General features: G+C 49.6%; 19 protein-coding genes and 1 other RNA gene. 4 read left to right on the top strand and 16 right to left on the bottom strand.

What is annotated here, in order from left to right:
* Positions 1-7 precede the first annotated feature (7 nt).
* The 4 genes from cysT to MJB10_RS01495 all read left to right on the top strand — a co-directional run bounded on the left by cysT (position 8) and on the right by MJB10_RS01495 (position 3,630).
* Positions 8-844, top strand: a complete 837-nt coding sequence (cysT, locus tag MJB10_RS01510) for a sulfate ABC transporter permease subunit CysT (RefSeq protein WP_314800935.1) — start codon at positions 8-10, stop codon at positions 842-844.
* A gap of 33 nt (positions 845-877) precedes the next feature.
* Entirely contained in the window at positions 878-1,747 is an 870-nt protein-coding gene (gene cysW / locus MJB10_RS01505) for a sulfate ABC transporter permease subunit CysW (RefSeq protein WP_314800934.1), read from the top strand.
* A 13-nt stretch (positions 1,748-1,760) separates the two neighbouring features.
* Complete coding sequence (locus MJB10_RS01500; protein WP_314800932.1) at positions 1,761-2,822, top strand: sulfate/molybdate ABC transporter ATP-binding protein; 1,062 nt, start codon at positions 1,761-1,763, stop codon at positions 2,820-2,822.
* Between the two features lie 412 nt (positions 2,823-3,234).
* A complete protein-coding gene (locus MJB10_RS01495) occupies positions 3,235-3,630 on the top strand; it encodes a VOC family protein (RefSeq protein ID WP_314800929.1) in 396 nt (131 codons plus the stop codon).
* A 285-nt stretch (positions 3,631-3,915) separates the two neighbouring features.
* On the opposite strand, the gene MJB10_RS01490 is transcribed toward MJB10_RS01495, so the two are convergent.
* The 16 genes from MJB10_RS01490 to eno form a co-directional block, all read right to left on the bottom strand.
* The gene (locus MJB10_RS01490; protein WP_314800923.1) at positions 3,916-5,262 is read right to left on the bottom strand and encodes an FAD-dependent oxidoreductase; all 1,347 of its coding nucleotides are present in this window, start codon (positions 5,260-5,262) and stop codon (positions 3,916-3,918) included.
* Between the two features lie 14 nt (positions 5,263-5,276).
* Entirely contained in the window at positions 5,277-6,113 is an 837-nt protein-coding gene (locus MJB10_RS01485) for a carbohydrate ABC transporter permease (RefSeq protein ID WP_397386604.1), read from the bottom strand.
* Between the two features lie 7 nt (positions 6,114-6,120).
* Positions 6,121-7,017: a carbohydrate ABC transporter permease gene (locus tag MJB10_RS01480; RefSeq protein WP_314800919.1), complete on the bottom strand. Its 897-nt coding sequence runs from the start codon at positions 7,015-7,017 to the stop codon at positions 6,121-6,123.
* Positions 7,014-7,718 carry a hypothetical protein gene (locus tag MJB10_RS01475; protein WP_314800916.1) on the bottom strand — a complete coding sequence of 235 codons (705 nt, stop codon included), beginning with the start codon at positions 7,716-7,718 and terminating at the stop codon, positions 7,014-7,016. Before MJB10_RS01475 ends, MJB10_RS01480 begins: the two co-directional genes overlap by 4 nt.
* On the bottom strand, positions 7,715-9,010 hold the full coding sequence (locus MJB10_RS01470) for an ABC transporter substrate-binding protein (protein ID WP_314800913.1): 1,296 nt from the start codon (positions 9,008-9,010) through the stop codon (positions 7,715-7,717). Before MJB10_RS01470 ends, MJB10_RS01475 begins: the two co-directional genes overlap by 4 nt.
* A 108-nt stretch (positions 9,011-9,118) precedes the next feature.
* The gene (locus tag MJB10_RS01465) at positions 9,119-9,877 is read right to left on the bottom strand and encodes a response regulator transcription factor (protein WP_314800910.1); all 759 of its coding nucleotides are present in this window, start codon (positions 9,875-9,877) and stop codon (positions 9,119-9,121) included.
* Positions 9,874-11,553, bottom strand: a complete 1,680-nt coding sequence (locus MJB10_RS01460; protein WP_314800907.1) for a cache domain-containing sensor histidine kinase — start codon at positions 11,551-11,553, stop codon at positions 9,874-9,876. Before MJB10_RS01460 ends, MJB10_RS01465 begins: the two co-directional genes overlap by 4 nt.
* Positions 11,554-11,905: 352 nt before the next feature.
* Positions 11,906-12,325 carry a hypothetical protein gene (locus MJB10_RS01455; protein WP_314800904.1) on the bottom strand — a complete coding sequence of 140 codons (420 nt, stop codon included), beginning with the start codon at positions 12,323-12,325 and terminating at the stop codon, positions 11,906-11,908.
* Positions 12,326-12,363: 38 nt separating this feature from the next.
* Complete coding sequence (locus MJB10_RS01450; protein ID WP_314800901.1) at positions 12,364-12,531, bottom strand: hypothetical protein; 168 nt, start codon at positions 12,529-12,531, stop codon at positions 12,364-12,366.
* 263 nt (positions 12,532-12,794) lie between these two features.
* Positions 12,795-13,158: a transfer-messenger RNA gene (gene ssrA / locus MJB10_RS01445) on the bottom strand.
* A 167-nt stretch (positions 13,159-13,325) separates the two neighbouring features.
* On the bottom strand, positions 13,326-13,808 hold the full coding sequence (smpB, locus tag MJB10_RS01440; protein WP_314800898.1) for an SsrA-binding protein SmpB: 483 nt from the start codon (positions 13,806-13,808) through the stop codon (positions 13,326-13,328).
* 96 nt (positions 13,809-13,904) lie between these two features.
* Positions 13,905-16,934, bottom strand: a complete 3,030-nt coding sequence (gene rnr, locus MJB10_RS01435; protein ID WP_314800896.1) for a ribonuclease R — start codon at positions 16,932-16,934, stop codon at positions 13,905-13,907.
* 27 nt (positions 16,935-16,961) lie between these two features.
* Positions 16,962-17,780, bottom strand: a complete 819-nt coding sequence (locus MJB10_RS01430) for an alpha/beta hydrolase (RefSeq protein WP_314800894.1) — start codon at positions 17,778-17,780, stop codon at positions 16,962-16,964.
* 60 nt (positions 17,781-17,840) lie between these two features.
* Complete coding sequence (secG, locus tag MJB10_RS01425) at positions 17,841-18,077, bottom strand: preprotein translocase subunit SecG (RefSeq protein ID WP_314800891.1); 237 nt, start codon at positions 18,075-18,077, stop codon at positions 17,841-17,843.
* A gap of 79 nt (positions 18,078-18,156) precedes the next feature.
* Entirely contained in the window at positions 18,157-18,873 is a 717-nt protein-coding gene (locus MJB10_RS01420) for a M50 family metallopeptidase (RefSeq protein ID WP_397386603.1), read from the bottom strand.
* A gap of 91 nt (positions 18,874-18,964) precedes the next feature.
* Positions 18,965-20,257, bottom strand: a complete 1,293-nt coding sequence (gene eno, locus MJB10_RS01415; RefSeq protein WP_314800884.1) for a phosphopyruvate hydratase — start codon at positions 20,255-20,257, stop codon at positions 18,965-18,967.
* Positions 20,258-20,281 lie beyond the last annotated feature (24 nt).

The following is a 20,281-nucleotide window of genomic DNA, read 5'->3' as shown; positions in this document are numbered from 1 at the left end:
CCTCATTATGCGAAAACGTTGGAAAGATAAAAGCATACTCCCCGGATTCGGCGTCACCATGGGCTTTACCCTGCTGTACTTGAGCCTTATTGTGCTGATACCACTATCCGCGCTCATCTTGAAGACAACGACGATGCCCTGGGATCGCTTCTGGGCAGTTATTACTGACCCGCAGGTGGTTGCTTCGTATAAACTGACATTCGGCGCTTCACTCATCGGGGCGCTGATTAACGCCGTCTTCGGTTTCATCGTAGCCTGGGTGCTCGTGCGATACCGTTTTCCAGGCAGTCGCATTCTGGATGCGCTGGTCGATATGCCCTTCGCTCTTCCGACGGCCGTGGCAGGCATCGCTTTAACCAGCCTGTATTCCACCAAAGGCTGGATCGGCTCCCTCCTGGAGCCGTATGGCATCAAAATTGCGTTCACACCGCTGGGCATCATTATCGCGCTCACATTTATCGGGCTGCCGTTCGTCGTACGGACGGTGCAGCCTGTCATTGAAGAACTCTCTGCCGATACGGAGGAGGCGGCGGCAACGCTCGGAGCTGGACGGCTTCGCACGTTCTGGAAGGTGATCTTGCCAGAGCTGCTCCCAGCCCTCTTGACTGGTTTCGCTCTGGCGTTTGCCCGAGCAATCGGCGAATACGGCTCCGTCGTATTCATCGCTGGTAACATCCCAATGTTCACCGAGATTACACCGCTGCTCATTATGACGAAGCTCGAACAATACGATTACACCGGTGCAACGGCCATTGCCGTCGTGATGCTGGTCGTATCGTTCGTGCTGCTGCTGCTCATTAACTTCGTGCAGTGGTTCGCAAACCGTAAAGTCATCTCGAACTAATCGGGACCCTAAGTGAAAGGGGGAAACCGCAACATGGCGGGGATTGCAACGAATAGCCAAACAAAAAGTCGTACAGCTTGTCCGAAGCATGTGACCGAATCCCCTTGGGTGAAATGGACGCTAATTGGCATAGCACTTCTGTACTTAACGCTGCTGTTGGTACTTCCGTTAATTACTGTTTTTGTGCAGGCATTTAAAAAAGGCCTTGCGGTCTACCTCTCCGCCTTCGATGATGAAGCGGCGAGGCATGCCATTCTCCTAACTCTCAAAACGGCGGCGATTGCTGTGCCTTTGAATATCATTTTTGGCGTGTGCGCCGCATGGGCCATTGCTAAATTTAAATTCAAGGGCAAGAACGTGCTGATTACGCTGATCGATCTCCCCTTCGCGATTTCACCCGTTATTGCAGGCCTCGTTTTTGTGCTGCTATTCGGAGCCAGAGGCTGGCTTGGGCCGTGGTTAAACACGCATGATATCCAGATTATTTTTGCGTTGCCAGGTATCGTTTTGGCTACTGCTTTCGTCACCTTCCCGTTCGTTGCCAGGGAGTTGATCCCCGTCATGCAGACACAGGGAGTGCAGGAGGAAGAAGCAGCGACAACACTCGGCGCTAAGGGCTGGTATATCTTCCTGAAAGTGACGCTGCCCAATATCAAATGGGGATTGCTGTACGGCATCATCCTGTGCAACGCGCGGGCCATGGGTGAATTTGGTGCGGTATCGGTCGTTTCTGGGCATATCCGCGGGGAAACGAACACGATTCCGCTTCACATTCAGATTTTGTATCAGGAATACAAATATTCGGCAGCGTTCGCTTTTTCAACATTATTGGTCGGACTTGCGCTGATCACACTGCTGGCCAAACGATTCCTGGAGTGGAAACAGGCAAAATCGGAGACATAACGGGGGAAGGAACATGCAGATCGAAGTTAGACAGCTTTCTAAACAATTCGGTGGCTTTCAGGCTGCCGACAATGTGTCGTTTAGCGTGCAGCAGGGCCAACTGATTGGCTTCCTAGGGCCGAGCGGCGGCGGCAAAACAACCATTTTACGCATGCTGGCAGGCCTGGAAGAGCCAACTAGCGGACATATTTTGTTTGACGGACAGCGGGTTAACAACCTACCGCCGCAGGAGCGGAATCTTGGTTTTGTTTTTCAGAACTATGCGCTTTTCAGGCACATGAACGTGTTCGATAACATCGCATTCGGACTGAATGTTCAGAAGAAGAAAAAGGCGGAGATTCAGGCTCGCGTACACGAGCTCATTGCGCTGACTGGGCTCACTGGGCTGGAAAAAAGACTCCCGCATCAGCTGTCTGGCGGACAGCGACAGCGTGTGGCCTTCGCTCGGGCATTGGCTCCGAGTCCTGGACTGCTGCTTCTCGATGAGCCATTCGCGGCCATTGACGCCAAAGTACGCAAGGAACTGCGCAGCTGGTTGCGCGAGACCATTAATAAACTCGGTATCACGACCATATTCGTTACCCACGATCAAGAGGAAGCCGTCGAGGTGGCTGACGAGATCATGATCATTTCGCAGGGCCGACTGGAGCAGAAGGGCGCGCCTATCGATATTTACAAGAACCCACAAACACCTTTCGTGGCGGGCTTTATTGGCGAATCAAGCGAAATTCCGGATGCCCACCAACTGCGAGGCTTCGAGCAATTGGCGAGCGGCAGCAAGGCCGTGATCCGACCCGAATTCGTCGAGGTCGGAAATAAGAGCGAGCTTAGCCACCCCTCGGCGTCCCAAGAAGGCGTCGTGCGAAATCTTTTCTTTCGCGGAACGAGCTGGCAGGTAGAAGTAGAAGTCGGCGCGTTCAAGCTGATCGCATACCGATCGTTAGAGAAGCCACCGCTGAATCCAGGCGCAAGCGTTCACGTGCTCATCCATCGTGTTTACGCATTCGATGGCATCAGGACGACGGCTGTCGAGAATGGGCATAAGCATGATCCGATACCGGTGAGTGTAGTTTGAAGAAAGCAAAACCACAGCCTTTGCGGTTGTGGTTTTTGTTATGGAAGTGTGGGCGTGTAGGCATACTTCCCTATCCCCCCACAGACACCTAGATCACCAATCGGGCACACAGAGGGGAACTCTGATGATCACGTCCGGCACATTCAGTATTCAAGAGCAAAGCTACGCCATGTACGATCAAGGGTGGAACCTCATTTTCGTGAATATGCAAGAAGTCATCAAACTGATTCCAACAAGCTCATGAGTTATCGCTCAGCATTCAAGAACAAATCGGAATCGCGAAGTACAAAATCAATTTGGAGCGGAGAATTCAATAAAACTTAGTTAATTTCTCCTATCAGGGAGTATTTCAAGGAGGAAAGGAAACCCTGATAAAGAAAGAAGTAACGAGGTCAATCCATAGGAGGAAATCATGGGAAGAGTAGTTCATTTTGAGATTCATGTCGACGATATGGAGCGTGCCAAGAAATTTTATGGCGAAGTGTTTGGATGGACATTTGAGGATTGGAGTGATTACGCGGGCATGCCTTATTTTGGGGCTGTGACCGGCGATGCCGATCAGATGGGTATTAACGGGGCTTTGATGAAGCGCCACGGCGCTCCTCCACAACCGGGCCAAGCCATGAATGGCTTCGCTTGTACAATGGGCGTTGGCGACTACGATGCTACGGAAGCCAAAATTCTTCATCTCGGCGGCAAAGTCGCATTGCCGAAGCATGCATTACCTGGAATGGCATGGCAAGGGTACTACATGGACACGGAAGGCAATGTTTTTGGCGTTCATCAGCCGGATGTAAACGCGAAATAGCTTAACAAGGGCCGTCCCAAAAGTCATAAATGACTAAGGGGCGGCTTTATTTGTCCTGTACATCCTTGTATTCAACATCGCGAGCGGTGTGAATCCACGAGATAAATTCAGCATCTTATCTTGGTGCCATGGATGAGCAGAAATTAAGGAATTCTCTGCTTAATATGAGGTCTGTGTCACTTTTTATAAGCTAAAGTACCGTCAGACCCGTCTCTGGATGGACGAAACTGACGGTACTCTTAAAATGCTACTCTACTTAATAGACATAGTCGGATCTCGCTACCTCTAAAGCACCACTCCCGCAGCTACTAATCGCCGCTGAAGCTCTTTAACATCCACATCAGCTGGAGTAACTCTGCTAATGCAGATCAGAGCTGCTGCGGTCCCCGCGGCTTGACCGGTTGCCATGCAGCTTGGGGTTAACCGCGTCGTTGCCAACGCTTCATGCGTTGTCGATATACAGCGGCCTGCAGCCAGCAAGTTGTTAATGTCTCTGGCTACGAGACAGCGGTACGGAATATCGTAAGCGCCGTCTCCCCCGACCCCAGCTTCCGTCACGCCCTTTCCAGATGGGTCGTGGATATCAACCGGGTATCCGCTTCGCGCTATGGCATCATCGAACTTCCTCCCCTGAACAACGTCATCCATCGTCAAGGCGTAGAGCCCGTCGATACGGCGTGTTTCACGAATACCGATTTGTGCGCCTACCGATGAAATGGATGCCTGTTCGAATCCTGGGACGGATGTCTGAAGGAATCGAGCCATGAGAAGCACCTGCTTCCTCCCCTCCTCCTCGGCTTGCGTTAAATCTTCCACATCTGTTCCGTCGAGCCCCTGCACTCGCGTACAATTAATCAGCACCTCATCTGGGGCAGGACCTGTAAAAAACAAAACCTGATCACGGTTAATGGGCACACCGCTCTGTTTCCATTCCTTGTAGAAGCCCGACACACCCGTTAACGGGATGCCGTCCTCCTTCATTGCTCCAATCGGCGTTTTACGGTAGAAATTATCAGGATTATCCAGCATAGCTTGGCGAACTTTGCTTAAATCGACGCCTCTCATCCGAAACTTCATGGTCATCGGCTGCGTGCGTTTGTCTCCCTCTCGCCCCTTTAGTGTCGGCGCTCCAGATAAGTAGGCTACATCCCCATCCCCTGACGTATCGACGAAGACACGACCCGCAATGGTATACCGTCCTGACTTGGTTGTTATTTCCACTGACGTGATGTTCCCGTCCTCTACCTGGACGCGATCCACAAAGCTGTGCAGCACGATTTTCACACCTGCCTCCCTCAACATATCCATAGCAAGCACTTGAAACACTTCTGGCGAATATGGCGTAACGGTGTGAACGAATCCTACCGTACAGCGCTGATGACCTGGGGAGCCATTCATGACTATCAATCGGTCTATGATCTCCTGAGCGATTCCTTTAATAGCCTGCTCGCCTGAATCCGTATGAAATGTCATCCACGGATACACGGATGCCGCCGTCGACATACCCCCCAGAAACCCGTATCTTTCTATTAAAATGGTCTTGACGCCCTGACGCCCCGCAGCAATAGCTGCGCAAATGCCAGCGGGTCCGCCTCCCGTCACCACAACATCAGCCTGTATTGTTTTATTCAAAGTAGATACCTCTCCTATTCCTTTAATCCTGTCATGGATACACCTTCAATAAACTGCTTTTGCGCGAAGAAAAAAACGATTAGCAAGGGAAACGTCGCCATCACCGACGCACTCATTAAATGATGCCAGGCCGTACCCGCTTCGTCCGTAAACAGGGAAAGGGCCAAGGGCAAGGTCATCAGCTTACGGGCATTAATGAAAATAAGCGGGTCGAAGAAATCATTCCACACGGTAAGAAAGGTGAAAATCGTCAACGTTGCCACGGCCGGTTTTGCTAAAGGGAGCATAATGTTCCAGTAGGTTCTCCATCGGCTGCAGCCGTCGATCATCGCCGCTTCTTCCAATTCCTTCGGTGCACTAATAAAAAATTGCCGCATAATGAATACCGCAAACACCCCGCCCGCCCCGAAGATGGGCAAAATGATGAGAGGCAAGTGGGTATTAATCCAGCCCAGTTCTCGCATAAAAAGGAACATCGGAATGGCCGTTACCTCATTCGGAATCATCATTGTACTGAGTAACAGTAAGAAGACAACATGACGCCCCTTAAACTCAATTCTCGCAAATGCATACCCAGCAAGAGAGGCGAAGAATGCGGTACCAGCTGTAACCAATATGGCAATATACACGCTATTGAAATAAAACAGATGAAAAGGGATAGTCTTCAGCACTTCGGAATAATTGGCCCAACGCACCGGCGAGGGCAGTAATTCGGGTGGAAACACGAATATTTTCGCTGGTTCCTTTAAGGAAGTGGAAACCATCCATAGGAAAGGCACCATCATAAATAACGAAATTACCGTTAGAACGCTATAATGGAGCCCTCGCTCTATATGGCTTGCACGGAGCATCCCTCCGTTAGTTTTCATGGAATACCCACCTCTTTCTAAGCTGCCACTGAACCAAGGTTAACCCCATCACGATAAAGAACAAGATATACGCCAACGAAGATGCATAGCCGAATTCATATAGCTTGAAAGCCTTTTCCCAAATGTAATAGACCAATACCTTCGTGCTGCCGCTTGGACCGCCTTGGGTCATGACATAGATTTGACCGAACACCTTTAAGGAACCAATAATCGTCATAATGACCGTAAGAAAAATGGTTGGGGTAATCATCGGAATGGTAACTTGAAAAAAGGTTCTCGTTCTGCCTGATCCGTCAATTTTCGCAGCCTCATAAAGATGAACGGGCACCTGTTGAAGAGCGGCAATAAAGAGCACCATGTTCAGCCCCACGTTCTTCAGCACACTGGTGACGATTACGGCTGGCATCGCCAAATTGGGATTATACAGCCACGCTGGGCCTTGAATACCAATAACCTGCAGAACTTGATTAATAAATCCAGAATCCGTAGCAAACATGTATTTCCATACAATGGACCAAACAATGAGGGAGGTCATCACAGGTACGAATATAGCCGTTCGGAACCATCCCATCCCGGCAAAGTTCTTGGAAAGCAGCAGCGCCAGCAGCAGCGCCAGCACGATATTCAGCGGAACGAGGCCAGCCGCGAACGCGAGCGTATTGCCGAGCACCTTCCAGAAATCCGCATCTGACATAATGGTTGCGTAATTATCGAACCCTATGAACCTCGCTTCTCCGAGCAGAGGCCAATCGGTTAAGCTCATATAGAAGGCGGTTAGCAAAGGAACGAGCAGTAACAGAATGAAACCTAGAACCATGGGGGAAACGAAAAGCCAACCGGTTAGATTGGCTTCTCTGGATAACCGGTTAACTTTCTTGTTTGTCATAAGCTCCCTCCTGATGTCCTGTCTATAGCTTCTCGAAAAGCGGAGACCGCTCTTTGAATGCCTTCTTTACTTCGCCCTGTGACCACGGCTCCAATCAGGAGTGCCTTAACGCCACACTCGCTAAGCGCAGGAACGTCCTCGGGAGTCAGCTTGCGCTGGGACGGTACGATGACAGGCACCCTGGCATGCTGTACGAGAAAGCGATATTTCATTAAATCTCCAAAATGAAGCGGTGATCCGTATTCATCACCAGGAATGATGGAAGCCTCCAAGGCATCCATACCAAATGCCTTGGCCCCCTCCACCAGCTTCAAGTCAAAGGCTGGGTCCGTTGCGAACGTCTTGGAAAGACCCTTAGCTCCCAACAGGAACGTAGACATATGATGGGCATAGATGGAGAAGAAGTCCACACCGAGTGCTGGCAGCTTCTCGATTTCATCCCGCTTCACCTCTGCCATGGCACCTCCAGGAACAATCCCGAACGGCCCTTCATAAAGCGAACGGATTTCCTGAAACGTAGCCTCATAGTGACCAAGCGGTCCAAAGCTGTTGCCGCTTGCTCTGTGGCTTACGTTCATATGCACCTTCAGCCCGTCTGCTCCTTCCGCCAGGGCTGCCTTAGCCAGCTCGACGTCGTTCGACGGCAAGCTGACTAGCAATTGGAGCCCTTCCTTCCCTAATGCTGTACGAAGCCGGCTCATGGCTTCGCCTTCAGAAGCGGCGTCACCTTCTGCTCCATATTTTTCACGATTTGTTCGGGCTGAGCCGCTTGGCCAAATAGTTGATCAAAGCCAGCCAAAATCTCGGTGTCTATTTTTTGCCACTGTACATGGCCTGGCTGCATTCTTGCTTTTGGCATCTCGTCAATGACAGATTGCTTAATCGCGGCAACATCCGGATTGCCAGGCTGATTCAAGAACGCGTCAGAGTTAAGCACGGATTTACGCGGAGGCACGAAGTACGTGGACGTCGCCTGAACACCTTCCTGACTAGCAAGGAATTTCATCAAGTCCTTAGCTTCCTTCGGATGCTTGCTTTCTTTGAACACGACGTATCCCGCTTGACCCAGCATTGGAACAGATCCCTTTGGACCGGACGGCATAGGGGCGATGCTCCATTTGAAGTCCTTGATTGTACGTGCTTTCGATACATAGCTGTAGACATCGAAGAACATCGCTATTTTGCCCGTTTCAAAGCTGACTTGCTCGCCTGCTTTCGGGTGGGAACCGTCCGTAAACATCATGGTTTGCAGCATTTTTAACGTATCCACACCGTACTTATCGTTCCATGTAAACTCAGTCATATCCTTATTAAATGGACCACTTCCCTGCGACCAGGAGTAGGAGGAAAGCAGAATCCACGTTTTCCAATCCCGGAAAAAGTTCGCGCCGTACACTTTATTAGCGCCGCTGCCGCTGGACAATGCTTTTGCCGATTTCATGAATTCTTCCCACGTCCATTTGCCTTGCTTGGCCAATTCATTAGGTGATTGAAGTCCCGCTTTAGCAAAAAGATCCTGGTTATAGAACATCACGCTTGGCGGCGTTGAGAACGGGATGCCGTACAATTTGCCATCTTTGCGGAACAAATCCAAGGTGGACGGGATCAAATCATCCATATTAAAGGTCTTGTCATTCTTGAAATCGGATACATCCTCGAGAATGCCGTTCGCCATGAATTGAGGAACCATACGTTCTGCGGCCCAAGCCAAGTCTGGCAACTCCCGCCCCGCCGCTAGCACGGATATTTTCTGTTGATAGTCCGCGAACGGAATGGACTCCAGGTTGACTTTGACATTCGGATGCTGAGCGGTGTACTTATCTGTCAGCGTCTTGAGCAAATCCATATGGGCTTGGTTCCCCCACGTAACGAACTTCAGTTCGACCGGTTTGTCGGAACTGCCGGCTGTCTTGGAATCAGAATTGGTATTTCCACATCCTGCTGAAACCGCTGTCACAAGACAAGTAAGAGCAATTAGCGTCAGTTTTTTCAAATTGTTATCCCCCTGTGTGTGTAATGTTCTTGCTGTCTTTTATTTTAGTGAAAGCGCATTCTTAAAGAAATCACGCAATCTTTAGATTTGGTACAGAATTTCTAGAACTTATTGTCCGCATTCTTCACGATACGCACCTGGCGTCGTCCCTACCTGGCTTTTGAACACCAGCATGAAATGCTTCGGGCTTTGGTACCCGGATAATCTGGCTACGTCATAGATCTTCAGATCCGTTGTCGCCAGCAGCAACTTCGCTCTCGCCATTCTCATTTCTGTAATATAATCCGACAAGTTAAGCCCCGTATCTTGTTTAAACAACTGACTAAGGTACGCTGGATTCAGATGAATATGGTCCGCAAGCACTTGAAGGCGCAGATCACCTTCTGGATGCGATTGAATGTACTCCTTCACTTTACGGATGGCTCTCCGGCCCTCTCCTTCTTTACCTTCTTTACCTTCCTCCGAATCCAACTCGGCATGCTCTGGTTTATTTTTGGAATGCTTTCCGTGAATTTTATCCAAGGCTGTCACCAGCATCATACGGTCAATTGGCTTCAGCAAATAATCCGAAACACCGAGGCGCAAGGCCTTCTGAGCATAAGCGAAATCGCCATAGCCGCTAATAATGATAATCTGCATATCCGCATGCTGCTCCCTCACCTTGGCAATGAGCTCCAGTCCGTCCATTTCGCGCATTCGAATGTCTGTGATGAGCACATCAGGAACATTCCTCGCTAGATAGTCAAGTGCTTCCCGTCCGTGAGCGGCTTCATAGACAACCGTAAAATCGCTGCTCACTTGCCCGATCAGGTTCACCAGACCTTTGCGTATGACCTCTTCGTCCTCCACAAGCAGTATGGTCATCATGCTCCATCGTTCCTTTCCTTTAGCGGAATGATAATCGTCACAGCTGTACCTTCTCCGTCACTTGCGTCAATATCCAGCTCGAAAGCTCCCGGGTACAGCAAGGCCAATCTTTGATAAATATTGCGCAAAGCCATACCGCGGTTCGTTCCTTCCTTCAGCAGCGGTAAATGAATGGAAGTCTTTAACTGCTGTATGTGTTCATCCTTCATGCCAGTCCCATCGTCCCTCACCATCAGCAGGAGGTCATTGTCATGTTGTGCGGCAGAAACCCAAATCGTCCCGCCCCTCTCCAAGCTGTCAAGTCCGTGATAAATCGCGTTTTCCACCAATGGCTGAAGAAGAAGCTTTGGAACTAGGCAATGCTGCAGGGATGCCTCTTCTTCCATATCAAAAACGGCCAGCAGTCTTTCACCGTATCGAAGTTGTTGGATTTTGACATATGATTGAACGAACTGCCATTCCTCTTCTAGTCTGACAAACCGATCTGCTCGGTCAACGGTATAGCGAAGCATTCTTCCTAAAGCACTCACCATGTCAGACACTTCATGGACGCCCTTCTGCACCGCCATCATATTAATGGATTCCAATGTATTATAAATAAAGTGAGGATTAATCTGGCTTTGAAGCGCAACCAGTTCGGCCTCTTTCTCCCGCAGACCAATTACATACACCTCATTGACCAAGCGCTCAATTTCTTCTACCATCCGGTTAAACCCGATTCCGAGCTGCCCGAATTCGTCCTGCGTCTCAATAGGAACGCGATGATGAAAGTTCCCGTTCTGCACCAGGAGCATCTTTTGCTTCAGCTTGAGAAGCGGTCGACTCAGTTGATATGCGAAATAGAAGGCTAACAGCCCCGCCACAACCAGGCACCCCGCTGCCAAAATCAGTGTAAAATTGCGCAGATCCTTCGTTTCCTTCAGCAACGCACCTACTGGAATAAAACTAACTACCTTCAATCCGGAATAATCCGAAACATTCCTAATGACCATATAGGTTTCGGCGTTGATCCTCATTTGATGAACACCGTTCCCGGTCCAACTCGTCCCTTGCAGCACACCGTTCATGCCAGGCGCCAATGCCCCGCGACTCTCTTCGAACACCAACTCATTCGCCCCATTGACGACAAGCAGACTGCCTTCCTCCTCAAATTTCACTTTGGATAAAATACTGCGAAAAAAGTCCAGCTTCATATCAATGATAATTACGCCGAGCGCCTGACTGGTCGTCTGATCACGAAGCAAACGCGCGACAGACACCGTTGTTAACGGATTGACATAATACGACGGTTGGTGCTGTGGAATCAGCGTCCAGGCTCCATCCGCTTTGACCGCACGCTGGTACCATTCTTCCCGAGATACATCCAAGTACGGTTTAATTAAGGAAGGATCCACATTCGTAAAAACATATCCGTTTCCCGCGATAATATGAATGCCGTGAAGTTCAGGTCGATTGTACGCAGACCCGGCAATATAGAGAGACATTTTGTCCAATTCCTCAAAGGTGGGTCGCGTATTGACGTTAATTTTCAGATTGTATTTTTGTAAAATAGCAACCACTTGAGCGTCATACAACGGAACCAAGGACAACCTCTGCAGCTCCGTGAAAGTCCTGTCTAAATTCTGGTTGATTTGATCCGTTATTTGCCCAGCGTAATCAGCCGTCTTCAGTTTCATGGAACTCGAGAAGTCATAGTACGTTATTATGCCCTGTATGCTCAGGGGTACCGCAATGAACAACAGAAAAATACACAAAATTTTATATCGCAGACTGAGCTTACTTAGTGACTTCCGATTCCACATCATACTTACCCTCATTAGGCATCTCCGTTCAATAGAAATAGACCGCTCATCCAAGATAACGGTCTTCTTCTCTCCTCTATAATTTCCTTTTTTCAGACTCTAAAAACCTTTAGTTAATTACATCCTATATTAGCAGAACAGTGTCTGCATGAACATCATAGCTAGCAACAATGAATCCCTACGATAAAATGGCCTGTCATGTGCCATTGACTTTCCCGCTTTTTAGCTACTCCCCATCCTTCTCCTCTCGCTCTACCTTTTCCAGCATCTTCAGCAAAGTTGGGGAAATCACAAACTCGACATCATCATTAATTCGCCAGTCCGCCAACTCAATTCCTTTCTCTACAACTTTTTTCGGTATCGAAATATCCGGTTCAAACATCAGAAACTCCGAAATAAGCGTCGTAAGATGCCATCCTTGATAAGTGAAATCCCGATCACTGCGTTCAAATTTTTGATATTGTCCCAAACTGCAAGTACACTTCACGATTTCGTCGCCAACAAATTGAAACGCGACTAACTTGCGTAAACGGGAGGGATACACATACAAACAAAAAGGTGATCCTGATCCCTTCAATGGATACCCCACCTTCAAGTCGCTGAAATCAAAATTGATTAGTGGTCCCCAAACATGATGCAGAAACATCCTCAATTCATCGTGGAAAACAGTTGCCTTCTTTTTACTTACCGTTCGTTCGATCCATTATCCCAATTCCCCTTAAATGACATCCAACTCATGATTTCCTTCTCTTTATCCGCATAGTGCTTCTGCAAATAATCCCTAAGAGGTGCGAACGCTTTGTCTAGCCACTTTTCCGTCACTCTCTTGGGTATTTCAACTTTTGCATACATCCTCATACTCCTCCATGCAGACAAAAAAGCACCATGCATGCGAAATAAATATTCCGCGTGCAAGGTGCTTCCGTGTCCAAACAAATTATGTTAAGAGTAATCTATCGTATAAATGATATCTTGTATATAGATTTCCAGCTACTGTATTCGACATCCTTGCCTTAAGCTATAGCTACTACTGCCTTCGCCGTTGGGGACTTGAACCCTTAAGATTGCTCTGCTGTGCGCACACAAAAGACACCCCGAAGAGTGTCTCTGTACTTTTATGGAGGTGAGGGGAGTCGAACCCCTGTCCGAAAATATTGCCACACAGGCATCTACGGGTGTAGTCACAGTTTTGATGTCACCCGAGCAGCGCCCCGTAACCGGCTATGCGTTGGGTCAGCCTGATTATCTTCTTACGTCGACCCCAGGCGGAGACCGAACGTCGTATCCCACTATCGTTGAGCCCCTATCCCAGTCACATGGGCGATGCTGAGTAGAAGCACGCTAACAGGTTATTAAGCTGCTAAAGCGTAAGGTTGTGTTTGTTTGCCATTTAATAGGCTTTAGCGTTTTAGAGTGGACGCGTCCCCACTACCCGCAACCCGCGCTCAAACTATCCCCGTCGAATCCAAGAACACCCCCGGATTGCCTTCGAAACCGACCATGCGGACGTTGAAGGTGAAAGGACAAGCGATCGAGCGAAGTTACACTTGCAATCTCTTTGTCACAGTTATTAGTATACCATAAGTACGAGAAATAGGAACACTAGGTTCATGGAAGCTAAGGGGTTACCTGCCAATACAACCAAGTTATCTAGCAATCTTCTGCTTCTCACGGAGTGCGCGTTGAATATCGCGTTGCGCGTCTTTTTTGGCAGCGGATTCACGCTTGTCGAATTGCTTCTTCCCTTTACCAATGCCGATGAGAAGCTTCGCGTAGCCGTTGCGGATATACACTTTCAAAGGAACGAGTGTGTATCCTTCTTGCTTTGCTTGGCCTAGCATTTTGGCGATTTGCACTTTCTTCAACAGCAACTTACGCGTCCGAGTTGGATCCCCAGGATTGCTGCGGTTCCCTTGTTCGAAAGGGCTTATGTGCATGTTGTGGACAAAAGCTTCGCCATTGCGGATCGTCGAAAAGCTATCGCCGATATTGGCTTTTCCTGCCCGTAAGGATTTGATCTCCGTGCCGGTCAGGACAAGTCCGCATTCATACGTATCTTCAATAAAATAGTCGTGTGACGCCTTTTTATTCTGGGCGAGTAGTTTGCCATCGGCCTTTTTGGTTGCCACGTGAGATCCTCCTCCCGCACGCGAAATGCAGGCAAATCTTGCTACAATTGTGCAACCTATTGTAGCAAGATCCCACCCGAAAAGCAAGAACCGGCGCTATCTCCGCCGCTTCTTGCTTCCATCGCCGTCGTCGCTCCGGCGCCGGCCACCCTTGGCGAGCGCGTTCACGCCGCTCGCCCAATCCATGCCGCTGCGCTCTGCAGCAGCGCCACCGCCACCGCCCGCTTGGGCTTCGCCCCCAAGCGAACCCTCGCGGCCGCTGCCCGTGCGGCCGGCCCCAACGGAAGCCAGCCGCTGGCTGAGGCTTCCGCCTTCACCGATGCGCGGCGCCACCTTCTCACCGCCGCGCTTCCCGCCTTTGCCGCGATTCTCGCTCCACGGCGTGCTGCCGCCCTTGCCACGCCGTGCCTTCCCGCCGCGTGCGCCGCTCTCCCCAGCATTGGTGCCATCCGCCCCGCTGCCAGCTCTACGACGCGAGCGCGCCGCTCCATCGGCAGAGCCTTGCCCCTGCTCGGAGCCTACCGCGGCGCCCTCACCACGTGCGCGCGCCGCATTTTCAATGCGCTGCGCAGCAAACATCTCATTGCGGCTGCGCTTTTTACCTCTATTGCCATTATCATTGCTTCGCTCTTGACCTGCACTGCCATTGCTTCGCTCTTGACCTGCACTACCATCTTTTCGCCCTTGACCTGTACGCCCATCATTTCGCTCTTGACCTGCATCGCCATCTCTTCGTCCTTGACCCGCATTTCCGCGCTCTTGACCCTGCACTTGCTCGCCTGGCTGCGCCTTCGCAAAGCCACCTTTACCTTTGTACCCGCCTTTACCCTTCTCAGGTCTTCCATCCGATCTACCCTTACCTCTATCAGATCCGCCCTTATCTTTTCCTCCAGCACCAGGCTTCCCGCGGAAGCCTTTGAATCCCCCAGCACCTTTGAACTTGCCGCCACCGCCGCCGCGGCTGAATCCGCCCTCTTTGCGAGGCTTCATATCGAGCAATTCGAAATCGATCGTATGCTCATCCATATTCACACGTGCCACACGCACGGTAATGCTATCGCCAAGGCGATAAATCTTGGAGGTACGCTCGCCAATCAAGGCATGCTGCCGCTCGTGATGATTATAGAAATCATCCGTCAAATCACTCAACCGAATGAGACCCTCAACGGTGTTGTCGAGCTCAATAAACATACCAAAGCCCGTTACGCTCGAAATAATGCCTTCGAACTCTTCGCCGACTTTATCCATCATGTACTGTGCTTTCTTCAGCGCTTCCGTCTCGCGCTCGGCATCAACCGCAATGCGCTCCCGCTCTGAAGATTGCTGCGCAATATCGTTCATACGCGAAGCCAAATACTCATGACGCTGATCCGGCAAGGTGCCGCCATTCTCGAGCACCTCACGAATCACACGATGAATAACTAAGTCTGGATAACGACGAATCGGAGACGTAAAGTGGGAATAGAATTCCGCCGCCAACCCGAAATGCCCCAAGCTCTGCGCATCATACTTGGCCTGTTTCATGGAACGCAGCATCACTTTACTGATGACCGTTTCCTCTGGTGTATCCTTAATGTCCTCCAGCAATGCTTGCAGTGAGCGAGCATGAATAGCACCGCCTTTGCCCCCGCGCATCGTATATCCGAATGACGTCACAAACTCCATGAAATGCATCAACTTTTCAGCATCAGGGTCCTCATGCACACGGTACAAAAAAGGCACTTTCAACCATGTGAAATGCTCCGCAACCGTCTCATTTGCGGCCAACATGAATTCCTCAATCATCATTTCTGCGACGGAACGCTCTCTTTTCACAATATCCGTAGGCTTGCCTTCTGCATCCACCAAAATCTTGGATTCCTCAAAATCGAAATCAATCGCTCCACGCTTCATCCGTCTGGAACGCAAGCGAGCAGCCAGCTCTTCCATGCGTTTGAAATCTTCCATCAAATACGCATACTTTTCAACGATTTCGGGCTCTGCTTCACCAGTCAGCAGCTTGCGCACATTCGTGTAAGTCATACGTTCGCTCGTTCTGATCACACTGGTGAAAATATCATGTTTCACGACCTTCAAATCCTGGTCGAACTCCATCTCACAGGACATCGTCAAACGATCGACACGCGGATTCAATGAACATATTCCATTCGACAAACGATGCGGCAGCATCGGAATGACGCGATCGGTCAAATACACTGAACAACCGCGGTTGTATGCTTCAATATCCAGCGCTGTACCTTCGCGCACATAATAACTAACATCGGCGATGTGGACACCCAGTCGGACGTTCCCATTTTCCAATAACTCCACATTGACCGCGTCGTCCAAATCCTTGGCATCTTCGCCATCAATGGTCACAATCGTCTTAGCGCGCAAATCACGACGCCCTTGGCTAATAATTTCCTCTTCCGTAATCGCATCTGGCGCGGCATCTGCTTCCGCTAGCACTTCAGGCTGAAACGTTTCTGGCAGCTGATGCTTGCGCACGATAGCCAAAATATCCACACCTGGATCATCTTTATGACCGAGAATCTCGATGACTTCGCCTTCAGCAGCGGAACGCCCCTCTGGATAGTTCACGATTTTCACGACGACCTTTTGCCCAGATACGGCTCCCATGAACGCATGCTGCGGAATGAAAATGTCCCGCGTCATCCGCTTATCATCCGCAATCACGAAAGCATATGTTTCCTGACTTTGAAACACACCAACAATCTGCGTGTTCGCCCGCGTAATAATCCGCACAACTTCGCCTTCCAGACGCCCGCCGCCTTGGCTGCGCGAGGTAACTTTGACGAAAACGATATCCCCATTCATCGCCGTGTTCAGGTCATGCGCGTTGATGTACACATCGGGATGCTCCCGATCTTCAGGGATTAAAAAGGCAAACCCCTTGGCATGAGCCTGCAACCGCCCGCGCACGAGATTCATCCGCTCTGGAACGCCATAACGGTCACTTGCATTTCGCACAATTTGGCCGCTTTCTTCTAACGCATTTAACATTTTAATAAAATCTTTAAACTCATTCGCACTGCCAATGCCAAAATGCTTCTCCAACTCTTTATAGGACATCGGTTTATACGATTGTTCCTGCATCAAACTAATAATTTCATTTTCTTTGATCATGCTACTATTCACCTTCTTGTTGTTGTTCTAGTCCGCCGTTCCTAATTCCCTTGCTCCATAGTATGCCACTTGCAGCGAAAGGATAAACGCCGAAATATCCGCATATATGCGCTCCCGCTCCTGATCCAACAGCAACCCATGCGTCGATTCCTTATAAAATTGCAGCTCCGACACCCGCGATTTCACCTTGTCCTGCAAAAACGCTGCGGAGCTAGGATGGACGACCCCATCCTTATTCCCTTGTCCGATCCAAATCGGGGCTTCTACACGATTAAGCGCCTTTTTGACTTGCTTCATCAGCTTTCTTAAGCTGACGACACAGCGAATCGGCGTTTTGGTATAAGCACATGACTCATCTAGTAAGGTGGAGATTTTCTTGGGTTTCTTCGCTATGTAAGGTATAAAATATTGCAATATCACTGCCCACGCCGATTTCCTGGAATGCAGGAATATAGGAGTAGCCAGCGATATGACGCCCGCCGCAGCGCGCTCTCCCGCCAGCTTCAAGGCGAGTAAACCGCCCATGGAGTGTCCCATTATCACCACGCGCTTGCAGTTCGCTGCAAGCTGATCGTAGCTCTCCAGCACATGCCCATACCAATCCGTCCATCCAGTCCGTCTCATATCTTCCGGCGAAGTGCCATGTCCTGGTAATCGAACCGCTTGAATGGTGTACCCTTCCTCACGCAAGGTGTAGCCGATTCGTCGAAATTCCGAAGGAGATCCTGTAAAACCGTGAATCATCAGGATGCCAGTCTCTTGGTTATCGCCATGCCCCCTCCAATAGAAAGGCTCTGTCGACTTATAAATACGATCTTCGATGAGGCCCATTCCTTTCTCCTGCATACGCAAAAAATGAAAAAACAGCAGGAGTATAGTTCCCCTGCTGTAATCGTTTTATGTGTGTTAAGCTTTCACTACGTAGGCTACGACAATGGAAAGAATGAAAAATGCAGCAGCAAGCCCCATTGTAGTACGAGACAACAATAGTTCTAAACCACGTGCTTTTTGCTTGCCAAATAAATGCTCAGCGCCACCGGAAATGGCACCGGACAAGCCTGCACTTTTTCCTTTTTGTAGAAGGACAATCGCGATCAATCCAACAGAAGCTATGATTAACAAAATTTTCATAAAAATTAACATATTAGCACCCCAATTGCCTATACTTTGCCTTATACAACTAGCATGAGTATTCTATCACAGTTCGTCCACAAATACAAGGTTACTCCCGATACGACGATACTGCTGCAGGTCTGCTCCGCCTCGCCGCACCTTTATTGCGCCCCAGAAAAGCACTCACCGCTTGCTTTGCACACCAGAGGGCAAACAATGTAAAGCCGATCGCCCACACGATCGCTGGAACCCCTGTGTGATTCGCCAGATTGGTGGCGTCACCTGCTTTTCCACTATTTTGCGCCGCGTATAGCACTAAGGAAATGGGTCCAAACACTGACTCCTCCAAGCAGAGGAACGCGAGCAGCAGATAGTAGAAGTCACGCAGCCATTTCGGCGTCAGCGCCAATACGACTACCGTGATCACGATGAAACCGACCAAGAACATTATGCCATAGCCGTTGCGTACGAATAGGACGAGAGACAGAATGGACAGGATCGCCGTCACCTGTAAGCCCAGCCGTTGCTTGCCTTTTGCATAGGCTGAAAACAGGAACCATGCAAACATAGATGCCGTCATATAGCCAGCAAGCGATACAGGGATAATCGCCCATGACTTCGTCATCGTGGACAATGTCACACCGCTTTGATCTCTGTACAGCTCAATGTACATGACTTTTCCTGACAATGCTAGTGTGACCACCGCATGCCCGAACTCATGCACCATCGTGTCCAAGTTTCGGAAGAACGCTGTCGGGATCCAGTGCGTGAGCACTGCGGAACCTATCAGAAATAGAATCGTTTTCACCCAGTTGCTCAAAAACATGACCTCCCTTGCATCGCACGACTTCACTCCCAGTATACGCCAAAACGGGCAGGTGTAAGCACCTGCCCGCCTTTATTACATACGTTAGAAACTATTTGAAGTTTCTCAAGTTATAGAATGCTTTTTTACCAGCGTATTGAGCTACTGTGAACAACTCGTCTTCGATGCGAAGAAGTTGGTTGTATTTCGCTACGCGGTCCGTACGGGACGGAGCACCTGTTTTGATTTGACCAGCGTTTGTTGCAACCGCGATGTCCGCGATTGTGCTGTCTTCGCTCTCACCAGAACGGTGGGAGATAACTGCTGTGTAACCAGCGCGTTTTGCCATTTCGATCGCATCAAAAGTCTCAGTAAGCGTACCGATTTGGTTAACTTTCACCAAGATGGAGTTGCCGATGTTTTGCTCGATACCTGTGGAAAGACGCTCTGTGTTTGTAACGAACAAGTCATCACCAACGAGTTGAACTTTGCCCCCCAATTTCTCAGTAAGCAATTTCCAACCTTCCCAATCGTCTTCGGAGCAGCCGTCTTCAACTGTGATGATTGGGTATTTATCAACCCATGCAGCCAAGAAGTCAACCCACTCAGCGGAAGTGAAGGATTTGCCTTCACCTTCAAGATGGTATTTACCGTCTTTGAAGAACTCCGTGGAAGCAACGTCCATACCCAAGAATACGTCAACACCTGGTTTGAAACCAGCTTTTTCAATCGCAGCAAGGATTGTTGTGATTGCTTCTTCGTTGGATGCGAAGTTAGGAGCGAAACCGCCTTCGTCACCAACTGCTGTGTTCAAGCCTTTTTCTTTCAATACGGATTTCAAGCTATGGAAAATCTCTGCGCCGATGCGAAGAGCTTCTTTGAAAGTTGGTGCGCCAACTGGCAATACCATGAACTCTTGAACGTCAACGTTGTTGTCAGCGTGCGCCCCACCGTTGATGATATTCATCATTGGAACTGGAAGTGTTTTTGCGTTGAATCCGCCAAGGTAAACGTACAATGGAACGTCTAGAGCGTCAGCTGCTGCGCGAGCAACAGCCATGGAAACCGCTAGAATTGCGTTAGCGCCAAGTTTTGCTTTGTTTTTCGTACCGTCAAGCTCGATCATTTTGTTGTCGATACCAACTTGATCAAGAGCGTCTAGCCCGATGATTTCAGGAGCGATGATTTCGTTTACGTTCTCAACAGCTTTCAGAACGCCTTTACCAAGGTAACGTCCTTTGTCGCCATCACGAAGCTCAACAGCTTCGTATGCGCCTGTGGAAGCGCCTGAAGGTACGATTGCGCGGCCAAATGCGCCGGACTCAAGGTATACTTCTACTTCAACAGTCGGGTTACCGCGGGAATCCAATACTTCGCGTGCGTAAACATCAGAAATAATTGTCATTGTGATAAAACACTCCTTCAATAA

Origin of the sequence: Paenibacillus sp. MBLB1832 (genome assembly GCF_032271945.1) — a bacterium.
GTDB lineage: Bacteria > Bacillota > Bacilli > Paenibacillales > NBRC-103111 > Paenibacillus_E > Paenibacillus_E roseopurpureus.
This window is presented reverse-complemented; position numbering and strand designations above follow the sequence as displayed.